23 protein-coding genes and 3 pseudogenes are annotated in these 19,464 nt (G+C 56.0%); 12 read left to right on the top strand and 14 right to left on the bottom strand.

Annotated features, from left to right (window positions below; genetic code table 11):
* Nucleotides 1–244: 244 nt before the first annotated feature.
* From AC07W5_RS13415 to AC07W5_RS13400, 4 genes and pseudogenes are all read right to left on the bottom strand, one after another.
* Nucleotides 245–574, bottom strand: a complete 330-nt coding sequence (locus AC07W5_RS13415) for a hypothetical protein (RefSeq protein ID WP_495023575.1) — start codon at nt 572–574, stop codon at nt 245–247.
* Nucleotides 575–1,086: 512 nt separating this feature from the next.
* On the bottom strand, nt 1,087–1,449 hold the full coding sequence (gene osmE / locus AC07W5_RS13410) for an osmotically-inducible lipoprotein OsmE (RefSeq protein WP_495023574.1): 363 nt from the start codon (nt 1,447–1,449) through the stop codon (nt 1,087–1,089).
* Between the two features lie 1,001 nt (nt 1,450–2,450).
* Nucleotides 2,451–2,611: pseudogene (locus tag AC07W5_RS13405) on the bottom strand (XRE family transcriptional regulator); the annotation flags it as partial.
* Nucleotides 2,612–2,763: 152 nt separating this feature from the next.
* Nucleotides 2,764–3,117 (bottom strand): bacteriocin, encoded by a 354-nt coding sequence (locus AC07W5_RS13400; RefSeq protein WP_494993266.1) that lies wholly within the window; start codon nt 3,115–3,117, stop codon nt 2,764–2,766.
* A 409-nt stretch (nt 3,118–3,526) separates the two neighbouring features.
* Here AC07W5_RS13400 and AC07W5_RS13395 point away from each other — a divergent pair, with 409 nt between their 5' ends.
* The 3 genes from AC07W5_RS13395 (at nt 3,527) to AC07W5_RS13385 (ending at nt 5,855) form a co-directional block, all read left to right on the top strand.
* On the top strand, nt 3,527–4,456 hold the full coding sequence (locus AC07W5_RS13395; RefSeq protein WP_495011531.1) for an FAD:protein FMN transferase: 930 nt from the start codon (nt 3,527–3,529) through the stop codon (nt 4,454–4,456).
* Nucleotides 4,457–4,858: 402 nt separating this feature from the next.
* Nucleotides 4,859–5,275, top strand: a complete 417-nt coding sequence (locus tag AC07W5_RS13390; RefSeq protein WP_494993264.1) for an acyl-CoA thioesterase — start codon at nt 4,859–4,861, stop codon at nt 5,273–5,275.
* A gap of 190 nt (nt 5,276–5,465) precedes the next feature.
* A complete protein-coding gene (locus AC07W5_RS13385) occupies nt 5,466–5,855 on the top strand; it encodes a hypothetical protein (RefSeq protein WP_494993263.1) in 390 nt (129 codons plus the stop codon).
* A gap of 137 nt (nt 5,856–5,992) precedes the next feature.
* Here the strand turns inward: AC07W5_RS13385 and AC07W5_RS13380 are convergent, their stop codons facing one another.
* Nucleotides 5,993–6,739, bottom strand: coding sequence for a carbonic anhydrase (locus tag AC07W5_RS13380; protein ID WP_495023573.1), 747 nt, complete (start codon nt 6,737–6,739; stop codon nt 5,993–5,995).
* Nucleotides 6,740–7,317: 578 nt separating this feature from the next.
* Between AC07W5_RS13380 and AC07W5_RS13375 the strand changes: the two genes are divergently transcribed.
* Nucleotides 7,318–7,488: a hypothetical protein gene (locus AC07W5_RS13375; protein ID WP_495023572.1), complete on the top strand. Its 171-nt coding sequence runs from the start codon at nt 7,318–7,320 to the stop codon at nt 7,486–7,488.
* 59 nt (nt 7,489–7,547) lie between these two features.
* Here AC07W5_RS13375 and AC07W5_RS13370 read toward each other — a convergent pair whose 3' ends face one another.
* A complete protein-coding gene (locus tag AC07W5_RS13370; RefSeq protein ID WP_494993260.1) occupies nt 7,548–7,754 on the bottom strand; it encodes a hypothetical protein in 207 nt (68 codons plus the stop codon).
* A 115-nt stretch (nt 7,755–7,869) separates the two neighbouring features.
* Nucleotides 7,870–8,076 (bottom strand): hypothetical protein, encoded by a 207-nt coding sequence (locus tag AC07W5_RS13365; RefSeq protein ID WP_494993259.1) that lies wholly within the window; start codon nt 8,074–8,076, stop codon nt 7,870–7,872.
* A gap of 403 nt (nt 8,077–8,479) precedes the next feature.
* Between AC07W5_RS13365 and AC07W5_RS13360 the strand changes: the two genes are divergently transcribed.
* Nucleotides 8,480–8,794 carry a hypothetical protein gene (locus AC07W5_RS13360; RefSeq protein ID WP_495023571.1) on the top strand — a complete coding sequence of 105 codons (315 nt, stop codon included), beginning with the start codon at nt 8,480–8,482 and terminating at the stop codon, nt 8,792–8,794.
* Between the two features lie 49 nt (nt 8,795–8,843).
* On the opposite strand, the gene AC07W5_RS13355 is transcribed toward AC07W5_RS13360, so the two are convergent.
* Complete coding sequence (locus tag AC07W5_RS13355; RefSeq protein ID WP_495023570.1) at nt 8,844–9,185, bottom strand: hypothetical protein; 342 nt, start codon at nt 9,183–9,185, stop codon at nt 8,844–8,846.
* A 202-nt stretch (nt 9,186–9,387) separates the two neighbouring features.
* Here AC07W5_RS13355 and lpxO point away from each other — a divergent pair, with 202 nt between their 5' ends.
* From lpxO to AC07W5_RS13340, 3 genes and pseudogenes are all read left to right on the top strand, one after another.
* Nucleotides 9,388–10,287: a lipid A hydroxylase LpxO gene (lpxO, locus tag AC07W5_RS13350; RefSeq protein WP_494993257.1), complete on the top strand. Its 900-nt coding sequence runs from the start codon at nt 9,388–9,390 to the stop codon at nt 10,285–10,287.
* 194 nt (nt 10,288–10,481) lie between these two features.
* On the top strand, nt 10,482–10,862 hold the full coding sequence (locus AC07W5_RS13345; protein ID WP_495011454.1) for a hypothetical protein: 381 nt from the start codon (nt 10,482–10,484) through the stop codon (nt 10,860–10,862).
* Nucleotides 10,863–10,940: 78 nt separating this feature from the next.
* Nucleotides 10,941–11,084 (top strand): annotated as a pseudogene (locus tag AC07W5_RS13340) (hypothetical protein); the annotation flags it as partial.
* On the opposite strand, the gene AC07W5_RS13335 reads toward AC07W5_RS13340, so the two are convergent.
* A complete protein-coding gene (locus AC07W5_RS13335) occupies nt 11,059–11,385 on the bottom strand; it encodes a DUF2834 domain-containing protein (protein WP_494993255.1) in 327 nt (108 codons plus the stop codon). The pseudogene AC07W5_RS13340 and the gene AC07W5_RS13335 sit on opposite strands and share 26 nt — an antisense overlap.
* A 292-nt stretch (nt 11,386–11,677) precedes the next feature.
* On the opposite strand from AC07W5_RS13335, the pseudogene ilvA reads away from it, so the two are divergent.
* Together ilvA and AC07W5_RS13325 are read left to right on the top strand one after the other, a co-directional pair.
* Nucleotides 11,678–12,646, top strand: a pseudogene (gene ilvA, locus AC07W5_RS13330) (threonine ammonia-lyase, biosynthetic); the annotation flags it as partial.
* 293 nt (nt 12,647–12,939) lie between these two features.
* Entirely contained in the window at nt 12,940–13,212 is a 273-nt protein-coding gene (locus tag AC07W5_RS13325; protein WP_494993254.1) for a DUF1652 domain-containing protein, read from the top strand.
* Here the strand turns inward: AC07W5_RS13325 and AC07W5_RS13320 are convergent.
* Together AC07W5_RS13320 and AC07W5_RS13315 are read right to left on the bottom strand one after the other, a co-directional pair.
* A complete protein-coding gene (locus AC07W5_RS13320; protein WP_494993253.1) occupies nt 13,209–13,607 on the bottom strand; it encodes a hypothetical protein in 399 nt (132 codons plus the stop codon). The genes AC07W5_RS13325 and AC07W5_RS13320 overlap by 4 nt on opposite strands.
* A gap of 119 nt (nt 13,608–13,726) precedes the next feature.
* Nucleotides 13,727–13,996 carry a DUF2790 domain-containing protein gene (locus AC07W5_RS13315; RefSeq protein ID WP_495023569.1) on the bottom strand — a complete coding sequence of 90 codons (270 nt, stop codon included), beginning with the start codon at nt 13,994–13,996 and terminating at the stop codon, nt 13,727–13,729.
* A 289-nt stretch (nt 13,997–14,285) separates the two neighbouring features.
* Between AC07W5_RS13315 and AC07W5_RS13310 the strand changes: the two genes are divergently transcribed.
* Entirely contained in the window at nt 14,286–15,932 is a 1,647-nt protein-coding gene (locus AC07W5_RS13310; protein ID WP_495023568.1) for a phospholipase D-like domain-containing protein, read from the top strand.
* A 33-nt stretch (nt 15,933–15,965) separates the two neighbouring features.
* On the opposite strand, the gene AC07W5_RS13305 is transcribed toward AC07W5_RS13310, so the two are convergent.
* Entirely contained in the window at nt 15,966–17,189 is a 1,224-nt protein-coding gene (locus tag AC07W5_RS13305; RefSeq protein WP_494993250.1) for an NADH:flavin oxidoreductase/NADH oxidase family protein, read from the bottom strand.
* Nucleotides 17,190–17,266: 77 nt separating this feature from the next.
* Between AC07W5_RS13305 and AC07W5_RS13300 the strand changes: the two genes are divergently transcribed.
* Complete coding sequence (locus AC07W5_RS13300; protein WP_494993249.1) at nt 17,267–17,677, top strand: MerR family transcriptional regulator; 411 nt, start codon at nt 17,267–17,269, stop codon at nt 17,675–17,677.
* A gap of 43 nt (nt 17,678–17,720) precedes the next feature.
* Here AC07W5_RS13300 and AC07W5_RS13295 read toward each other — a convergent pair whose 3' ends face one another.
* Together AC07W5_RS13295 and AC07W5_RS13290 are read right to left on the bottom strand one after the other, a co-directional pair.
* On the bottom strand, nt 17,721–19,259 hold the full coding sequence (locus AC07W5_RS13295; RefSeq protein WP_495023567.1) for an MFS transporter: 1,539 nt from the start codon (nt 19,257–19,259) through the stop codon (nt 17,721–17,723).
* Nucleotides 19,256–19,399: a hypothetical protein gene (locus tag AC07W5_RS13290; protein WP_495011450.1), complete on the bottom strand. Its 144-nt coding sequence runs from the start codon at nt 19,397–19,399 to the stop codon at nt 19,256–19,258. The genes AC07W5_RS13295 and AC07W5_RS13290 overlap by 4 nt, the downstream gene beginning before the upstream one ends.
* Nucleotides 19,400–19,464: the final 65 nt, after the last annotated feature.

Genomic DNA, 19,464 nt, shown 5'->3' with positions numbered 1-19,464 from the left:
GAAGAACTTGCCGGCGAACTGGATAGTGCCGGGGCTGCTGCCACTGGACATCAGGCAGGTGTTTACGCTTCATTGATCGAAATCGTTCGGCGAATTCTCGCTGGAATGAAAATTAATGCGCCATTGATGGCAAACACTGATCAATACAACCAGCCCGTGAGGTGAAGACCTCGCGGGCTAGCGGGTAAGTCATTTTCAAAAAGGCACACTAAGCCGGGCATTAACCGAAAATCACAGGTAAGGCTTAGCCACCAATCCGGTGGCTTACAGCATTTTCTTGTTGGTTAAGGGTCCTTTGCTCCTGCTTGGTGATATGACCGCGATTTTGGCTAGCCATGCTCCGTTCTTCCTGACGAATCTGACGATCTTCCTTATGAAGTCTGGCTGCCTGTCCCTTGGTCATTTCGCCCTCTTTGACTTCGTTATGGATTCGCTTGTTCTGGTTGGCCAGACGACCATTTACCTCGGCCCTACGTGGGTGATCTTTTCCCCATTGAGCATCAGCAGCAACTACATTGCCAGCAACCACGCCAACAAATGCGGACAACAAAATAGCAGCAAGCTTTTTAGACATGTTTGATTCCTACTGAGTGCTTTAAAGGCTGGCCGGTTGTCTTGACCAGCACCAGCCAGGTCGTTACTGAGTCATCACCGGTTTTGTAGACACGATTGAATCCCGACAGTTCATTGCTCTCTACCAGCTATCGAGCAGCGTCATCTCGATACGCCGCACTGAGGCTCAGCCTGAAAAAAAGTGTGGTTATTGAAGGGGTTAGGTGATTTTAATCGGACGGACGGGTGCAAATATCCTGTTACAACTGCCCGAATTGAGATAATATGCCCCTGCGTTCACCACCACGGTTTATGCATTTTGAGTCCCAAGTGTCCATCAGCTGCTTGGGATTTTTTTTGCCTGAAATTTGCCGCTGGCCGGAGCAGTGATCGACCGTCATCACGACTTTTTCAATGGCAAAAGCCGTTCGCCCAAATTGATCTTGGTGGCTATCTGCTACCTTGTCACGCCGGCGATCCGAGCGACTGTAGTCAGTGAACCGGAAAACGGGGAAGGTGAGGGCGTGTCATACGCTAATAACCTCCGCCTCCCATACCGCCCATACCGCTGGCTGGTTCTCTGGCTTTCTTCTGTACGCGACTCCATTCAGCGCAGGTCATAAAGCTCTTATGGTCCACTTTGCCTGATCTATCAAAGCTGACATTGAAAGACTGCTGATGGCCGGCATGAGTGAGCATGTAGTCAAAGCAGGTGCCGGGCTCCACTGTGCGGTTCGTTACTGATAATGGCTTCCCGCCGATATTCTGGACTTGATCTTTGCTCATGCCCGTCTCGACCTTTGCGACCAGCGGCTGGTCACGATAGACCTGTGAATTAGTGGCGCAACCACCTACCGCTGATAGCACGGCGACCAGCGCGAATAGAGGTTTGTTCATGTTAGGGCTCCCGATGGTGAGCGTTGTGAAGAGACTCCTGGGTGCATCAATTCAATTAAAGTCGAGTTATGCGGGGTGCACCAAATATCCTCAGGGCCGAGGCCGGAGGTGTTGGCGAGTTTGGGGAGGGCAGACAACAAAAAACCCGCACATGGCGGGCTCTCTGTCGAAGGGGGCGCTGATCCTTCAGCTCGCCAGAGTGTGCTCTGCAACTTCAGCCTAATCAACGACGGGGCGACGAAGCGCAGGTCTAGTGGCCTGTGTGGCTAGTTCGTTAGCTCAAATTCGGATGCCGGCGGCCCAGAGCCAAGGCGCTGTGACGAGTCATAGCCCGCTATGGCGAGGAACAGCAACGCAGGATATGGGCTGCTGGCGCCGAAGTTGACTAACAGAACTAGCCACACAGGCCACTAGCTACAGAGTGAGTTCCATGAGGGCCGCCTTCGGGGCGAGCTGGCAGTTAAGCCACCAACAAAAAGCCCGCGCGCGGGGGGCTTAAAAAGGGATTCTTGAAGTGCGCAGGCTCAATCCAGGTGAGCCGCAGTGAAACGGACGTAATGGGGCATGTCGCTGGAATGAAAAAGTCCGTACGTGGCGAGCTCCAGGTAGTGAGCTGCCACATCCCTGTGGCTGACTTCAATGTGCCAGCCCGGTGTGACGAGAGTATGACAAGGGCGCTAAAGGGGATGGTTCGGCGGCGCCCCCGGGCCAGTTGAATCCCACGATCGCCTCCTACAAATACTTGTTGTCCTGTCTTTTTCGGCTCGATCTGTTCAGCCTTTTTGTTATCCATCTCTCAAGGGGTTTAACTGAAAAGAAAAATAGATAACCTGCAAGACCGAGTGCGAGTTCAACCCATGTTTCGGCTATTGGGCCTTTAAAATATTCAATGCAATATTTAGCAAGGAACAACGTCGCAATCCCACCTAGAGCCAACAAGGCTGTGATCGCAAAACCTGATATACGTCTCAATTTCTTAAAATCCCCGCCGCGCCGGCTGGCTACAGCTTCTGTAGCGCCCTGACGACTACGCCGACTATCCGGTCGTTTTCCGCATACATCTCAATAGGGTAAGCGGCTTCAGAAAGCGACGTCCACCATCTTCATTCAGTTTCTTGAACGTGGCCTGATTGCTGTCGGCCAGCTTGATGACGGCCGCTTTGAGGTGGAAGAGGTGTAACCTTTGCCGAGGAGATAAACCTTGCACGGTGTGACCACAGATCCGGGCCACCGGGCGCGCGACGGGCAAGAGGTGTGGGATCACCTGAATCATAAAACCCGGCTATAAAGCCGGGTTTTTTGTTAGCGATAGAATCAGTTTCTCTGACCGCCAATAGCGCCGCCAGCAGCACCACCAAGCCCTGCGCCAATGGTGGCGCCGGTGCTACCACCCAGCTTGTTGCCGATGAGTGAGCCACCTGCTGCACCCAGGCCGCCACCAATAGCTGCCTTGGTTTTCTTGCCTTTTTTGGCTGCAACGGCACCACCTGCCGCGCCGCCCAGGCCTGCACCGACGGCTGCGCCTGTGCTGCCACCCAGCTTCTGACCAAGAACGTTACCCAGGGCGCCGCCCAAACCACCGCCGACCGCAGCCTGGGTGCCGCCTGCGGCCATAGCGCCTTGGGCAAACAGGACGCTCAGGGCCAAGACGGAAAGTGCTTTACGCATGTTGCAAACCTCGAAAAAAATTGGGCGCCAATTGTCGCTGCCTGGGGGCGGCTAAGCAAATCGCCGAGCTGGCTTGGTCGGAAATCAACACACCGTCTGTCGCCTCGCTATCGTGCCGGGATGTTTCGTTTGCTGTAGATGGTGGGAGAAATCGCGAACCTGTTTCAACGTCTCGCAGCAATGCGGTTGTGATTGCCTCATAGCCACCCCCTGATAAGCTCGACCCAGCATCAATACAAAGCGTGAAGAATGCTCAGCTCAATCGAGTGCTTTCCTACAGGTTAATTCAGGAATATTGATGTGTAGCCCATTGAGTCATCATGTCAGGAAATGGAGTCTGATCATTGCGCTTGTCGGTCAAACGGGTTGCGACATTGGTGACTCGCTGGAGCGAATCAGCGGCCCGACCATGGGCAGCACTTACACGGTTCAATACGTGCGGCGTCGAGCCTCGGGGGAAAACTCGCCCGAGCAGGTTCGGGTGCAGGTCGAGGCAATTCTGGCCGAGATCGATCGCACTTTTTCGACCTATCGTGGTGATTCGGATACCGAGCGCTTCAACGAGCTGCCAGCTAACAGCTGTCAGCCCATGCCGCCGCCGTTATTGAAGCTGGTCCGCTATGGCGAGCAGCTTTCGCAGCAAAGCGACGGCGCCTACGACCTGACCGTTGAACCCTTGGTCAATCTCTGGGGTTTCGGTCCGCAGGCGCGTGAGGAAAAGGTCCCCCAGGCGCAGGCATTGGCGAGTGCTCGGCAAAAGGTGGGTTATCAGCACCTGCGTATCGAAGGCGAGCAGCTGTGCAAGGACGCGGCGGTCGAGCTCGATTTCAACAGCATTGCGCCGGGCTATGCGGTCGATCGCATTGCCGAGCGTCTGCAGGAACTGGGTATCAACAGCTTCCTGGCCGACGTCACCAGCGAGATCAAGGTAGTCGGGCGCAAGCCCGATGGAACGCCTTGGCGAGTGGCGCTGGAGGTTCCGCGGGACGACCGACAGGAGGCGCAACAGGTGCTGTCGTTCGATGGCTATGGCATTTCCACTTCGGGCGACTATCGCAATTATTTCGAGGAAAACGGCCGACGCTATTCGCACACCTTCGATGCGCGCACTGGCAGGCCCATTGAGCATGACCTGACAGCGGTCACGGTAATCGCTCCCTCAGTCATGATCGCCAATGGGCTATCGACTATGTTGCTGGCTCTCGGCCCGCAACAGGGGTGGGACTATGCTTTGCAGCATAAAATTGCAGCGTTTTTTGTGATTCGTGCCGACAAGGCCTTTGTCAGCCGGTCGACGCCGGCTTTCGAGCCATTCGTGGCGGGCGACAAAGGTCGCTGAAGGTTTTGTGGCGATTGATTGACGATGCAGGTTCTGTTGACGGAAGCCCGGCGCTAGAATTTTACGTTTGCGGCTGACAAGAGCCCCCGAGTCGGCCAGGCAGCCACATACGGGGGGCTGCGTGGACCAATAGCTGAAACATACTCAATGCGCAGGGGCAGCCCCCAATGCCAGTCAGTTAAGGAATTTCAGGTTCAGCACTGTCCCCCGTAGCAGCTGCCGAAGGCTGCGTCCGGCTGCGCAGCAGTCGTAAAACAGTCACTGCGGTATTCCAGACAAATCGTGGAAGCAGGATTTGCGACGGCTTCGCCGCCGGACGCAGCCTTCGGCAGCTGCTACGGTTCGCGTAATGTCTTAACTGACTGGCATTAGGGGCAGCCCCTCATTATCAAGGATTGATCTATGCCGAATCCGGTGCTTGTTAAAAGAAAGGTATTGTTCGGGGATTGTGACCCTGAGGGAGTAGTGTTTACTCCAAGGTTTTCATATTTTGTTGTGGAAGCCGTTCACGACGCACTGGGTGTCTGGCTTGAGGGGCCGGGATTAAAAACTCTTTTAGGGTTTAATTTGCTACCTCCTGCGAGGGCATTGTCTTTAGAGTTTTTGCATCCGGTTACTTGGGATGACGAGCTGACTATGACGGTAAGTGTTTCGAATGTCGGGTTGCACTCTTTCTCATTTTCAGTTGAGGGGCGTATTGCGCCAGATGTGCTGGCGTTTACTGCGAACCTTACTCAAGTTTGTATCTCGCCGGGTACAAGAAAAGTTATCGAAGTCCCCGCGCAACTCAGAAAATTACTCCAGTGTTCAGAGGCGTAGTGAGTTGTGTGGGACAGGATTTGCATCAAGCATCGAATAGCCTGATTCAAGTATCCAGGTGTCAGGCTTCAGGCGGCCACCTGCTGCTCTTCCTGGCGCAGCGTCTGATGCCTCTGGGCACTGCGATGGCCTCCGGCGGGTATGGATGGTGCTAGATTGGAAGAGAGGGCACAAACCTAGGGGAAACAAGATGATCACTGACGCTCGGGATGCCGCGAAGTACGTTGAGTGCTATTCGTCTATCGAAAGCCCGCAAGCGCGGGAAGCGTTTTGCATGCTGGTTGGCGCGATTTGCGCAATGAAAGGGCATGACTGCGCCCCCAAGCCGCAGAGCGACTCAACGAGGTCCATTGGAATTTTTTCGGTCGCTGATGGCGACTGCCCCTTCAGCTTTGTGGCCTATCATAATTGGCTTCTATTTTATTTCCGGCTGCCAGCTTTCAAGGCTGGGCACTGTTCCGTAAAAACACTTTGCGCAGAGTTTGGCGAGGTCAATGACAAAGTTGATGGGGAATGGACCATCAAGTTGCGGTCCGTTGATGATGTTCGCCGTTTGCTACGGATAATAAATATTTCCTAGCCAGCCTCATCGCGGCTGCGGCCTGGTCCGGCGTCACGCTGAAGGCGGTGTCGTTCAATAGCGCGTCAAGGAGCTGCGGTTCGTGGGTATCGCGAGCATTGGATGATGCGTCTCTTGGTGAGACGCATCTACTCACGTCAGGCGATAAGCTCTACTTTGCCGGTAGCAAGGCGGTAGACGGCCCCTACGATTTTCAACTTGCCCTGCTTGAGTGCAACACTGAGCAGTGGCGAAGTAGTCTTGAGCTTATTGACCGAGTCTTTGACATTTTGCACGATGGCGTTGTCGAGAAGCGCGCCCGGCTCGTTGAGTACCTTTTCAATAGAGGGTCTAAGTGAATCGGCCAGCCCCTGGATGTGACCAGGGAATTTAACTTTATCCTTTATTGCCTTTACACCCGCATCAATGGCTCCACAGCCCTCATGCCCCAACACCATAATGAATGGCGCGCCGAGTGATACGACAGCGTATTCAAGGCTGGCCAAACCTTCGTTCGTGACGAAGTTACCCGCGACGCGCACAGCGAAAAGGTCCCCCCGGGCAGTATCAAATGCGTATTCAGGAGCAATACGAGAGTCTGCGCAACTCAGTACCGCAGCGAATGGGTTCTGGCCGGCGACCAAGGCCTCGCGTTCTGCCTGGAAGTCATGCGTCTTGGAAGTTCCAGTCATATATCGTTGATTCCCATCCATAAGCCTCTGCAGCGCCATCGTTGGGTTGATTGCGTTTTGTGGCTTTGGAATGGTTTGTTCGGCCGCCAGTGCAACCTTGCCCGGCAGGGCGCCAGCAAGGAGTAGAGCACCTGCCCCGGCCCCTACGAGCCGAAGAAATCGACGACGATCAGTAGTGCCCGGTATTTGGGTTGGCTCACATGACTCACACATAGTCTTATGCCCTCAGAACGATTAGATAGTAATAGTTCTCTATTGGAATCAATTGCATTCAAGAACCTGAAGCGCTTCATCCTTCGAAGCTTAGGCTAGTGTGTGAATTGTTGTTATCGACTCTCTTGGCGACCCGGCGCTTCGGGCCGGATGCAGCTGAAAATTGTCAGCTTCCAGACTGCCGCATTACAGAGGGCTGAGTATGCTGATTTTTTTCTGTTCGCAGGCGACCCACACCGTGTGCGCCTGGACAAATGCTTCGTCTGTAATGAGTCGTTCATGCTTTATCCCTGTTTTCGGTAATTGAGTGGAGCATGACCCTGGTGATTTGATTTTCTGCCGTCATGGGTGTGCCTCGCCGGTGAATCATTGATCTACTTCGTGGTCGTATCTCTTGTTGATTGCTCGTTTGATTAAAACTGATGGGCAGCGATAACTTTTCTCCATAGCTCTGACCCTTGCTTTTTAGGACGTTCAAATGAAACGAACAGCGATAATGATCTTGGCCATATCAGGTTCCCTCCTGTTGGGAGGATGCTGGCCGTACTGGGAGGATGGAGGAGGGTACGGTCGAGAGCATGACCGAGGTCGTGATTATGGTCGTGAACATGACCGTGGCTATGATCGGGGTCGCGGCGATGATCAGGGGGAAGACCGAGGATATTATCGTCACGGCGATAATGAGGAATATGATCGTCACCGCGATCATGATCGTGACCATGATGGCGGAGAGCAGGACTAGCGTTTGAAAACTACTCCAGCAGAACGGGTAAATTCCGTTCTGCTGTGCAGCCATTAGTGGCGGCTGTCAAGGTTTGCCGTCATTAACCGGTCCGGCGTTACGCCGGTCTCTGCCAGAAGAGTTCCCGGTGTCCAGAAGCCTTCTCTCCAGCAACACATTTTGAAGTGCTTGGCGGGCGGAAGGATCCAGCTGATGTTCTCTCTCCTTCAGCTCCAGCAAGATTGGGCTAGACCAAGTGCGATAGGTCTGCTCGGCAGTGCGAATTGAGCTCATATATCTCCTCCTGACCAAGTGACAGCTAATGAAACGGCACGGTTCCATGTCGCGGAAACCCTAGTAGAGAAACCTGTTTGTCGCCAGCTACCAGCGCGAGTCTGATTTTCGGCGCTCACTCGGCGTTCATCCTGGCCAGTCCCTGTCTGATGTAGCCCACATTTGCGCCAATGGTTTCAAGTGAGCCTCGAATATTTTCGCCTACCACTGTCGACCCGCGCTGCTCTACCCATAGGGCGAGCTCCATGAGCGCGGCCTCGAGTGCGAGCTGGTTTTCGTACATTTTTTCAAGGACGCTTGGGAGGGGGTAATTGTCAGGCATGGCTCGATTCCGTTCGATTAGTTGAAAACTGTCGCGGGTGCTGCCCATGAATCCTACATCGTGGATTCCGCTAAGACACTCAAAAGTTGTATTGACTCGTCCCCGGATAAAGCCTGGGAAGTTAGCGTTAAAGGCGTCGATCAATATTTGTTTTTTAATGGCGCGATATTGTGGATTTTTTTTGTAAGCTAATCGCTATTTCAAATGTAGGACTGGGGTTGAAGAAAGCAGAAAACAAGTAATTCAAGAGTGGGGAAATATTCGTTGTGAGCGGTTTGTGCAGTGGTGGACAACGTCTGGGTATGAGCCGGGTTGAAATCTCTCCTCAAGGAGCAGGGGTCTTGATCAATGGGGTGAATGTGACGAACAAACCTCGGTTTTAGCCCGAAATTAAACATGGTCAATGCATCCGAAAGCTGCAAATGAAGCCCATGCTGCTGCACCTCCCAATGCGAAACAGTTAAAGGGAAGTGAGATGGGTGGAGTTTTGATAGGTTGCGAACATTCTGGCGTTACGAGTACAGGCTATCCGTTTTCGGAAACTCTCCATCAGGAGGGTACGGCGATCATAAAGATTTCAGCTCAGGATCCGCAAAACGGTTATTGGAAAATTGCCGGAGATGTTATCTGCGTTACGTATCCAAAGTACGGCAAGGAGTGTAATAGCGTGCGTGCTGATGGTGTTTCAATTGGGTTGGTGGATAAAAAAAGAATATGACAAACAATAATTTCAGCATGCACTGACCTACAAAATGCCGACCCTGCTGTCAGCGCCCTTCAAGCAGAATTTGAATTGGGGTGATGGTGATCTTATGGATCAACCCATGGATCAACCCAGCCAAGGTGCCAAAACGGATCCAGGCTAAGCAGGACGGGTCATCGGACGAAAAAAAGCCCGCATGCGGGCGGGCCAAGGGAATGCTTGAAATGGATGAGTGAAGTTTATGGCGCTGAATGTGATGGGGGCGTGAAAGGTTTGTCGCCGAGATGAAAATGCTGGTGTCGGCGCGCTTGCGGATGACGCCGCCGAACGTCATGTCAGATTGATGGCATCGATGAGCGGATTGCGCTGAATCAAGATAATGGCTTTTTGGCTCAGCGGCAGGCATATTTTCACAATTGCGGTTAGCCTAAGGTTACAAACAGAGGCTAAAATGCCATCGTGCGGCCAGATGCAAATCACCGGCATTGAGCTCAGGGATACGCCGCCAGGACCCGCTGTTTCGATTATCAGACGCTGCGCATTTGTCCTTTGGCCCATCCGGCTTGTGCGGGACGCAGTATGTTTTTTTCTGACATGTGACCACTTCCGTGAAACTCATCATTGCCGCTATTTACGTTGTATCCATTGCGTATGTGCATCTGCGTGGTCGTGTACGCCACACATTGAGCCGTCAGTTGAGTGATCACTCGACGTTTCTGGCGCCGGTGAATTGTTTTCTCTACCTGTTCTCGAAGAAACCCAATCGTCCCTACCTCGATCCTGCCGACTTTCCTGACTTGAGCCCTTTGCAAGCGCACTGGGAAGAAATCCGCACCGAAGGCCAGAACCTGCTCAGAGCGGGGGAGATCAAGCGTTCGGACCAATACAACGACGTGGGTTTCAACTCCTTCTTCAAAACGGGCTGGAAGCGCTTCTACCTGAAGTGGTACGGCGACAGCCATCCTTCGGCAATGAAGCTTTGCCCACGCACCACTGAGCTGCTGCAAGGCATCGGCTCGGTCAAAGCCGCCATGTTTGCCGAGTTACCACCTGGCTCCAGGCTGGTACGCCACCGCGACCCGTATGCGGGTTCCTACCGCTACCACCTGGGCCTGGAAACACCGAACGATCCGGGCTGCTACATCGAGGTAGACGGTGAACGCTATCACTGGCGCGACGGTGAAGCGGTGATGTTCGATGAGACGTACATTCACTACGCCGAGAACACCACGCAACAGAACCGTATTATTTTGTTCTGTGATGTGGAGCGTCCGATGAAGTACCGCTGGGCTGCTGCCTTTAACCGCTGGTTCAGCTACACCGTGATGTCAGCCGCCGGCTCGCCGAACGATGCCGGGGACAAGACCGGTGGTTTGAACCGTGCCTTTAACAGGCTGTACAAAATCCGCCTGCGCGGCAAGGAACTGAAAAAGCGCAACCGCACGCGTTACTACCTGGAAAAGTGGGCGATTTTCGGCGGGTTGTTGGCGATTTTCGTATTGATCTGAAGTGTCTCGTGTTCAGGTGGCCTGTGGGGCGCGGCAAAAGCCCCGTCGGTTACTGGCGCGGGCCGTTCGGCAGATCAGCGCTCCGGATAACGCGTGTTGTATATCCCGCAGGACTATTTTGTTAACAAATCCGAATCCAGCGCGTAGCGTGTTATTGAAGGTAATGTCTCTGTACACATAGATAGAGGTGCCCGATGAACAGGCTAGTGCTTGGCTTCACTGCGCTGGCATTGAGTGGCTTGCTGAGCAGCCTGGCCCAGGCTCGGCCTGAAGCATCCGCGTCTCACAACGCCTCGCCCCAGGCGATACTCCTTGCCCAGAACCTGCCAGGCAGTAGCAACGACAATCCTTACAACAACCCGATCCGCCGAGCCAATCCCAACAGCATGCAAGGCACGCAGCCGAGCGCCCCAGCCTTTCGTGGACCGAACACTGTGCCGGTGCCACGCTCGCCGACCCTGGAAAATGGCGGAATCGGCAACGGTTATCCACGCAAGGACCCTGCGCCGGGCTCGGTAAAACCGTCGATCCAGCCCAACACGCCCCCCAGAGACTCGAACGACAGCAATCGTTGAGCCGAGTGTCGCGATGCTGGAAGATGCGCTTGTGCAGGCGTAACGCCTGGGCCCTGCACTGGTGCTGAAGATTGCCGAAAAGTGCTGGTGATCGAGGTCAACGACAACCCGAACATGGACGCCGGCATTGAAGACGCCTACTTGCAGGACGATCTGTATTCATTAGTGCTTGAAGCGTTCGGCCGGCGCCTTGAACTCAAGCGCCGCGGGCAGAGCTGGTGAATCGCCGAAGCCCCTGCACCACCAGGTACAGCAATGGCCCGACGGAAACAAAGACTGCGGTGATCAGCAGATAAGGAAGCACCGAAAGCGCCGACTGACCGCGACTTCGCGCATCCTTGTACATCCAGACACAAGCCAGTATGGCCAGCAGATAGAGGTCGATCACCACTTGCGCGGTATCCGGGCGGGACATCAGGCTGATGCCAAAGTCGATCAGTGACTGTTCGGCCTGCAGCATGACCGATACGGTGTAGCCGGCGAAGGCGATAAGGGCAATCAAAGGCAGTGCGACAGACTTCATGTTTTCCTTCCTTGGGTAGATGAACAGGATTCGAAGATGACAGGATCCATCTATACGCTCAACCGAATTGGCCATTGACTTGCCATTAACGCCCGGCTACTTTCGAGCCATGACTTCAACCGTATTGCGTTCCCAGCCAAGCATTATTACCGCCATTCCTTATTTGGCGGGTTAGCTGACGGCTGCACCCAACCCGCCCTAGAGGCGGGTTTTCTCTATCTGTCTCCGGGGCCTCGAATAAAGCCAGGAGACGTCCATGAGCACCCGCCAGAGCAGCCCCGCCGAGCAGTCGTTGCTAGAGCACTACGTGAAAAAGATCCTCGCCGCGCCGGTCTACGACCTGGCGGTGCGTACGCCTTTGCAACCGGCCCCGGCGCTGTCCGAATCGCTGGGCAACCAGATCCTGCTCAAACGCGAAGATTTGCAGCCGACCTTTTCCTTCAAGATTCGCGGCGCCTACAACAAGCTGGTGCAGCTAAGCGATAGGCAAAAGGCTTTGGGAGTCATCACCGCCTCGGCAGGCAATCACGCACAGGGTGTGGCGCTGGCGGCTCGGGAGCTGGGGATCAAGGCGACCATCGTGATGCCGTGTTCCACGCCTGAACTGAAAGTTCTCGGCGTTCGCACGCGCGGCGCTCAAGCGCTGTTGCACGGAGAAAGCTTTCCGTTCGCCTTGGCCCATGCATTGCACCTGGCTGAGGAAATGGGTTGCACCTTCGTCTCACCCTTTGACGACCCCGACGTGATCGCCGGCCAAGGAACGGTGGCCATGGAGATTTTGCGCCAACACCCCGGGCCGCTGGATGCCATCTTTGTTCCGGTGGGCGGTGGCGGTCTGATCGCCGGCATCGCGGCCTACGTCAAATACCTGCGGCCGCAGATCAAGATCATTGGCATCGAGTCGGAACACTCCAATTGCTTGCAGGCCGCCCTGCAAGCCGGGGAGCGGGTCGTGCTACCGCAAGTCGGGACCTTTGCCGATGGTGTAGCGGTCGCACAGATCGGTGCCTATGGCTATGAGATCTGTCGACTGCATGTGGATGAGGTGCTCACTGTCAGCAATGATGAGCTCTGCGGGGCGATCAAGGACATCTACGACGACACCCGTTCAATCACCGAACCTTCCGGAGCCTTGGCCGTGGCGGGAATCAAGAAGTACGTGGCGCAAACCGGCGTACGCGGCCAGACCCTGGTGGCGATCGACTCGGGGGCCAACATCAACTTCGACAGCCTGCGGCATGTTGCCGAGCGCGCAGCACTGATTGGCGGGTCGGTATGAGGAGCATTTCGACGAAGAGCAAGCGATATGCTTCTTCAGACTAAAAACTCCTCGGCTAGACCAAACTGCAAGTGCCCGGAGGCCAAATGGAGGCGTTTCAATTACAGATGAAAAAAGAGCTTACCGGGATCGGAAAAGCGGCCTAGTCTAGGGGGTGGCATTGCTCTTCAGGGTCGGTGGAGCGATGCAGGAAGCCATTCAAATGAGGTGGCTTGCGAGTACGCAAAGTACTGACTAACGCTGATTGGCAGTCCCACATAAAGGAGAAGGTCGTTATGTTTCTTTCTGCCTTGGAACTACGAAATATCATTGAAAGCAGTTTTCTACCCAAACGTTGCCAATGCACCTTGTCCCCGGATTTGTCGATGACGGTGAAGGTCTACGGCGACCACGAAACCGACCGCGTGGAATTGGTAGTCACAGGCATAAAAGCGGAGCGCCTTAATGGATGCCGCGAGATCAGCGATTTGCTCGCTGAGCTGCGCTATGACCTTGAGCACAACCCCGCTCACCAACCTGTCGTTGATTCAAGAGTGAAAACGCATTAACCGATAGTTTCTTCGCGCTCGACCGACAAGCGCTTGGTCTGGATGAACCCCAGACCAAGCGCGAGTTCGACCACCACCGGCAGCAAGATCCCGGGCCCGGCATGACCGTTGAGCCATTCGCCAAGCCCCAGCGTTGCCAAGCCGAAACATCCCACCACAAAACCTGTACTCAATGCTCTGCGCGTACTCGAAGGTGGCGCCCGTCGAGCCCGATAAAGCATCACGCCCAATGCCAGAAACAACACCGCGGTACGCCTGGACACCAGACCGGTCGCGCTGGAGTACTCGACACTCCATATCGACAGCAGCTCATCCGGCCAAAAGCCCCACACAAACGCCAAGACGAAACTCAGCACAGCGGTGAAAGTAGCGAGAGTGCGAAAGGTGAACTGCATGGCGGACCTTGCGGCAGTAAGGGATGAGCGCAAGAATACCGCCTGACCGCTGCCAGGAACATCGCTCAATGGCCATCTCTCAGCTCAGGACAAACCAGCGCTGTACGGAGTGGCACCACTTAGCTCTGATATTGACAGGCATCCGACAGCTTGAGGTAGGTGATTTCCTCCAGTTTGCCCGCCGTATCGATGAACTTCATGTCCGCGGTCACTACTTTACACTCCAGTGTTGACGGCTCAGTCATGGAAACCACCTTGGCAATATCCAATGACATTCCGTAGTGATAAGGCACGGCTTGGACGGCAGTGTCGGTTGTGTCGGCCTGTACCGCACCGGCAGACGCAAAAAGGGCGAGGGCGCCTGCAACCAACAACGTACGACTGTTCATGAGAGTTCTCCTGAATGCTCTGAATCGCCAGTCCGACGTTAATGCGATGTCGAACACGCCGCGCAGAGCGTCAGAAATTTCTGCGCTAACGCGGTCCTGTCTACTTTTGGACTGCAGGATTAACCGATTATTAAGTAGTGAGCTAACAATTGGTGGGTTCTCAGTCTCCGTAAAAAGAAGCCAACGAACGTCCGGCTAAAGGGGCAGGTTGCGTTGACGTGCACCCAGCGTGTGGGCGCGCGCGCGAGGTCCGCTATGCTGTGGGGCAAACCAATCACAGGAGTGAACCATGCGTGTACTTGCCACCAACAGTCAGGATGATTTCCGCGTCAAAGCCTATGCCGGCACCAACGGGGTGTTACTGGCGATGGACCTCGCCGAATCCAGGCGCAAAGGATTACTGGGCTTTGCCATCGAGAAACAGCAGGACAACAAACCCTGGCTGTTTCTGTTCAATAGCCTGACCTTCCCCGGCAAGGCCCACACGCTCCCTGAGTACCAGGCCACACCAAGTGATATCGCGCCTCTGCAAAAATTTCGCTGGGCCGATTACGCCGTCAATCCAGGTGCAACCATCCACTACCGCGTTCATCTGGCCTACGGCAGCGTCGATGCGCCGCAACTGGGTGAGTCACTGGAAGTGACGGTCACCGCCGACAACGGCCAGCCGTTGGGTCAGAGGGTTATCTTCAACCGCGCCGTGGCGGCCAGTCAGGCGTTTTCACGCAAATTCGCCGATCTCGACGCGCTGCTCAGTGCCAACAAGAACCTGCCCATCGAAGCCTGGCCCGACGCGCCGCGCCAATGGCTGGAAAACGGGTTGCTGGAAGAGCTCCTTGGCTTTATCGAACGCGCCGTGGACGGTCAATGGGCGATGGACATCGCCATCTACGAATACCAGTTGCAGTCGATCATCGATGCGGTCAACGCCGCGTTCAGCCGTGGGGTGAAGGTTCGAGTGCTGTATCATGCGCAGCCGGGTGATAACGACACCACGATGAACGAAGCGAGCCTGGAAAAAATCCCTTCGGCGAATAAACGTGGTCGCGTCACTCACAATATCTTCCATGACAAATTCATTGTGCTCAGCCAGCTCGACCCGGCTGGAGAATACAAGCCTGAAGCGGTGCTCTGCGGCAGCACCAACTTTACCTCCAATGGTGTTTATCGTCAGGCTAACGTGGTGCATGTACTGGACGACGCTCGTGTGGCAGCCAGCTACCTGCAAGTGTTCGAGCAGATATGGGCGGCACCGGCGGATGTCGGCGCCACCCGCCAATGGCTGACGCAAAACAACCCTATGGATCCGGCACAGCCATTGTTCGCCGGGTTTTCGCCGCGCTCTGGCGAGGGCGATCTGCATGAGTTCGTCGACATCATCAACGCCGCAAAGAAGGACGTATTGTTCGTCACCGCATTCGCGCTGCCGGACGAGATCCTCAATGCCTTGCTCGGTCAACCGCACGATGACGTGTTGCGCTTCGGTCTGCAGAACACTGCCAGCCGGATCACCGGTTTCCATGCCGACCGCACCGCAGAGTTTGCCGCCACGGCGCTGCTGAACACCGGTCTTGAAGGTTGGCTCAAGGAGGGTTTGAAAGGCCAGAAGGGCAACCTGCTGGTGCACACTAAAGCGATCATCAGCGACTTCACCAGCGATGCCCCGGTGATCATCAGCGGCAGCCACAACCTCAGCGTCGCCGCCAGTGACGGCAATGACGAAAACTTCCTGATCATGCGCGGCGATACCGACCTGGCCGATCGCTATGGGCTGGAACTGCTGCGTTTCTACGAGCATTACCGTTTTCGGTACTTTGCCAAACAACTGGCGCTCAAACAGGTCCAGCCTTTGGCGGTCGATGATAGCTGGAGTGATCCTTATTATCTGGAGGGCGATTTGCGGATGCTCTCGCGGTTGCGTTTCTCTGGACGCTAATGGCGTGTGCCGTAAAAGATCGCAGCAAAACCATTACTTGCCCATAGCCTTACGGTATTGGCGGGTGCGTCTGGAGATATACAACTGATCCAGAATCAACGCGAACAGCGCTGAAACCTTCGGTTTTGGTGCGCGGCCGCGGCTCAGGCGGTGCATCTGAAAACGCACCATCGCCATAGTCGCGAGGGAAGCCATGGGTTTGCGTTTCCAGAGCACGGGTGGCAATTGGGGATGACTGTGCTGGCCGTTGCGCCATTGTTTTGGCAATTGCGGTTCCAGCGCCAGGGCAGTGGCAATCCCGGCCATGGCGATGCCGCTGTCCAGGACCTGCTGAACGATCGGTAAACGGCGGATGCCGCCGGTGACCATCACCGGCATTTTTGCCTGCGTCGCCAATTCACTGGCCATCTCCATGAAGTACGCCTCGCGAGCGAGTGTGCGACCGTCTCGGGCTTCGCCTTGCATGGCAGGCGCCTCATAACTGCCGCCGGACAATTCGAGCAAATCCACCGCAAGCGGGTTGAGCAACTCGATGACCTGGCGGGCATCGTCAGCATCGAAGCCACCTCGCTGGAAGTCGGCGGAGTTCAGCTTGACCGCCACACAAAACCCCGGCGAAACCCGTTGGCGAACGGCGTTGATTACCGCCACCAGCAGACGTGCGCGGTTCTCCAGCGAGCCGCCCCAGCGGTCGGTCCGCTGATTGCTCAGCGGCGAGAGAAACTGGCTGATCAGGTAGCCATGCGCGGCGTGAATCTGGACGCCGGTAAAACCGGCTTGCTCCGCAAGCCAGGCGCTGGTGGCGAAACGCTGGATCACTTCTTCAATATCGTCTTCGGTCATCGGCTTGGGCCGGGCGAACATTTTCGAGAACTGGCCCAGCTCCAGGGCGACAGCGGATGGTGCCCAGGCTTCTTGACCGAGATTGGCCATGGTCTGTCGACCGGGGTGGTTGAGCTGTACCCAGAAGTGCGCGCCCCTGGCCCGGCCGATAGCGGCCCATTGGCGGAATTTTTCCAGGTGACGATCATCTTCCAGCGCCACGCCGCCGGGGCCGGTCATCGCGCGACGGTCGATCATCACATTGCCGGTGAGTAGCAGGCCAGGCTCACCGTCGGCCCACGCCTGATACAGCCGTATCAAGGCTGGGGAGGGCGCCTGCTCGGTATCGGCGAGGTTCTCCTCCATCGCGGCTTTGGCGATGCGATTGCCGATCGTCTGACCGTTGGGCAAATTCAACGCTTGGAAGGGTGACATGCTTGACTCCTCATCGGTGGAGAGTAGAGGCTAAGCTTAAAGTTAACTTTAATGTCAAGCGTGCAAATGAGGCCTTTATGAAAATCGGTGAGTTGGCGCTACTGAGCGGGTTCGCCGCTTCGCGCATCAGGTTTTATGAGGCTCAGGGACTGATCCGTCAGGTCCACCGTCGAACCAATGGTTATCGCGAATATCCACCTCAGGTGTTGCAGACGCTGAAAATCATCCAGTGCGCGCAACAGGCAGGCTTCACCTTGCAGGAGCTCAAGCAGTTATTGCCGGGCGGCGTGCAGGGTGATTGGAATCGTGATGAGTTGCTCGCCAGTCTGGAAAGCAAGGTCGAGCAGATTGAAGAGATGCAACGGCACCTGGCCCAGAGCAAGGCCAAGCTGTTGGGCGTCATCGATACCATCAGGGTGCGGCCAGACGGCATGCCCTGTGATGAAAATGCCGAGCGGGTGTTGGCATCGCTCAAGGGCCCTCAGTAACCTGTGGCAAGGGAGCAAGCTCCATCGCCACCCCCGCTTCGGTTTACTCAACACCCAGGGAAAAAGACCGAGGCTTTGGAATCGGATTACGCATCAGCGTGCCGACCATCAGCGCCGCCAGCAGCGCCAGCAAACCCGCGACCCACAGCACCACGCTGAAGCCGCCGACAAAGGCCTGGCGGGCCAGTGGCTCGACGGCCGGACGTGCCGACTCCGGCAGTTGGCTCAATGCCGCAGGCATGTCGCCGGCCACCACTCGTGAGGCGATGCTCTGCGCTTGCCCGAGCCACTGCGACGCTTCAATCGTCAGGCTGCCTTGCAGCAACTGTTGGGTATGGCTGGTCAGCAGTGCACCGAATACCCCGATGGCCAGCATGATCGCGCTGAAGCGCATGGTGGTGCTCATGCCCGAAGCCATGCCGGCGCGATCCCGAGGCACACAGGCCATGATGTTTTTCTGCGTATCACCGTTGAGCAGGCCGGCACCGGCACCGGTCACGGCAATCGCCAGGGCAAAGCTCAGGTAGCCACCGTGGTTGACTGCCCAGGCGCTGAGCAGGTTGCCGCTACCTACCAGGGTCAAGCCGGCAGCCATCAGCGTGGCAGGGGCGAAGCGGGTCGCCAGGCGTGCGCCAATGCGCGGGCAAATCAGCATCGTCAACGCGAACGGCAACATGCCCAGCCCGGAAGCGATCGCCGAGAAGCCCAAACCGTTCTGCAGGTAAAACGGCAGTAGGGTCATCATCACTTGCGCGCAACCGGCATAGGCGAACATCCCCAGCAGCGCACCGATAAAACGCGGATGCCTGAACAGTTGCAGATCAACCATGGGCCGTTGTTGCAGCCGTTCGATTACCACGAACATGCCGAGCAACAGTGCGCCACCGAGCAATCGGGCATAGGTCATCGGGTTGCTCCAGCCGACCCGGTTGGCTTCAATCAACCCCCAGATCAGACACAGCAGGCTGGCGCTGAAAGCCAGACTGCCCCAGGGATCGAGGCGTGCAGCCCCGGTATCTCGAGACTCCGGCACGGCGCGCCAGACCATGGTTATCAACAGCAAACCCACCGGCAGGTTGAGGTAAAAAATCCAGCGCCAGCCGATGAGCCCGGTGATCAAGCCGCCGATGGTCGGCGCTGCAGTCATCGCGACCCCCATACACATTCCCCAGAACGCCCAGGCGTTGGCCCGTTCCACCTCGTCGTGAAAGGTGTGGCCAATGGAGGCCAGGGCTGAGGTCAGCAGCAGTGCCGCACCGACGCCTTTGACTGCGCGGGCGATGTCGAGGAACAGCGCAGTGGGCGCCGCGCCGCAACCGATGGAGGCGAGGATGAAAATTCCCAAGCCACAGAGCAGGGTTTTCTTGCGCCCAAAGCGATCGGCGATACTTCCGGCGGGCAACAGCAACGCGGCGAAGGCCAGCATGTAAGCACTGACCACCCATTCGATGTCGACAAAATTCGCGCCCAGATCCCGGGCGATACTCGGCAAGGTGACAGCGACGATATTGGTGTCGAGCACGATCAGCGAGCAGACCCCGGAAGCGGTCAACAGCGTAAGGCGCGGGCTGACTCGGCTCATGGCGTCACCAGCCCTGGTACCGCGATCTTGTCATTATTCAGGATTGCTTTTCGGGCAATGCTTTGCGACTGCTCGGCGGCGAGCGCTGTTTTCAGGCTGAAACAGGTGGTCAGCACCAACGCAAGAGGTTTGACGCGCATGGCTTGAGCTCTCTACTGTGGAGGTTTGGCCAGCTTATCCCGCGTTCTACGGTGCTCTATTAGCT

Source organism: Pseudomonas sp. GW821-FHT01E05 (assembly GCF_059422425.1).
This window is presented reverse-complemented; position numbering and strand designations above follow the sequence as displayed.

Bases quoted from the DNA above. Each gene is read 5' to 3' on its own strand.
- AC07W5_RS13345 (WP_495011454.1), top strand. From the start codon at position 10,482: ATGAACAGGCTAGTGCTTGGCTTCACTGCGCTGGCATTGAGTGGCTTG.
- AC07W5_RS13295 (WP_495023567.1), bottom strand. From the start codon at position 19,259: ATGAGCCGAGTCAGCCCGCGCCTTACGCTGTTGACCGCTTCCGGGGTC.
- AC07W5_RS13355 (WP_495023570.1), bottom strand. From the start codon at position 9,185: ATGCCTGCCGCTGAGCCAAAAAGCCATTATCTTGATTCAGCGCAATCC.
- AC07W5_RS13390 (WP_494993264.1), top strand. From the start codon at position 4,859: ATGCCGAATCCGGTGCTTGTTAAAAGAAAGGTATTGTTCGGGGATTGT.
- AC07W5_RS13310 (WP_495023568.1), top strand. From the start codon at position 14,286: ATGCGTGTACTTGCCACCAACAGTCAGGATGATTTCCGCGTCAAAGCC.
- AC07W5_RS13325 (WP_494993254.1), top strand. From the start codon at position 12,940: ATGTTTCTTTCTGCCTTGGAACTACGAAATATCATTGAAAGCAGTTTT.
- osmE (WP_495023574.1), bottom strand. From the start codon at position 1,449: ATGAACAAACCTCTATTCGCGCTGGTCGCCGTGCTATCAGCGGTAGGT.
- AC07W5_RS13415 (WP_495023575.1), bottom strand. From the start codon at position 574: ATGTCTAAAAAGCTTGCTGCTATTTTGTTGTCCGCATTTGTTGGCGTG.
- AC07W5_RS13395 (WP_495011531.1), top strand. From the start codon at position 3,527: ATGGGCAGCACTTACACGGTTCAATACGTGCGGCGTCGAGCCTCGGGG.
- AC07W5_RS13375 (WP_495023572.1), top strand. From the start codon at position 7,318: ATGACCGAGGTCGTGATTATGGTCGTGAACATGACCGTGGCTATGATC.
- AC07W5_RS13335 (WP_494993255.1), bottom strand. From the start codon at position 11,385: ATGAAGTCTGTCGCACTGCCTTTGATTGCCCTTATCGCCTTCGCCGGC.
- AC07W5_RS13320 (WP_494993253.1), bottom strand. From the start codon at position 13,607: ATGCAGTTCACCTTTCGCACTCTCGCTACTTTCACCGCTGTGCTGAGT.
- AC07W5_RS13400 (WP_494993266.1), bottom strand. From the start codon at position 3,117: ATGCGTAAAGCACTTTCCGTCTTGGCCCTGAGCGTCCTGTTTGCCCAA.
- AC07W5_RS13305 (WP_494993250.1), bottom strand. From the start codon at position 17,189: ATGTCACCCTTCCAAGCGTTGAATTTGCCCAACGGTCAGACGATCGGC.
- AC07W5_RS13290 (WP_495011450.1), bottom strand. From the start codon at position 19,399: ATGCGCGTCAAACCTCTTGCGTTGGTGCTGACCACCTGTTTCAGCCTG.
- AC07W5_RS13300 (WP_494993249.1), top strand. From the start codon at position 17,267: ATGAAAATCGGTGAGTTGGCGCTACTGAGCGGGTTCGCCGCTTCGCGC.
- AC07W5_RS13365 (WP_494993259.1), bottom strand. From the start codon at position 8,076: ATGCCTGACAATTACCCCCTCCCAAGCGTCCTTGAAAAAATGTACGAA.
- AC07W5_RS13370 (WP_494993260.1), bottom strand. From the start codon at position 7,754: ATGAGCTCAATTCGCACTGCCGAGCAGACCTATCGCACTTGGTCTAGC.
- AC07W5_RS13385 (WP_494993263.1), top strand. From the start codon at position 5,466: ATGATCACTGACGCTCGGGATGCCGCGAAGTACGTTGAGTGCTATTCG.
- AC07W5_RS13315 (WP_495023569.1), bottom strand. From the start codon at position 13,996: ATGAACAGTCGTACGTTGTTGGTTGCAGGCGCCCTCGCCCTTTTTGCG.
- AC07W5_RS13380 (WP_495023573.1), bottom strand. From the start codon at position 6,739: ATGTGTGAGTCATGTGAGCCAACCCAAATACCGGGCACTACTGATCGT.
- AC07W5_RS13360 (WP_495023571.1), top strand. From the start codon at position 8,480: ATGCATCCGAAAGCTGCAAATGAAGCCCATGCTGCTGCACCTCCCAAT.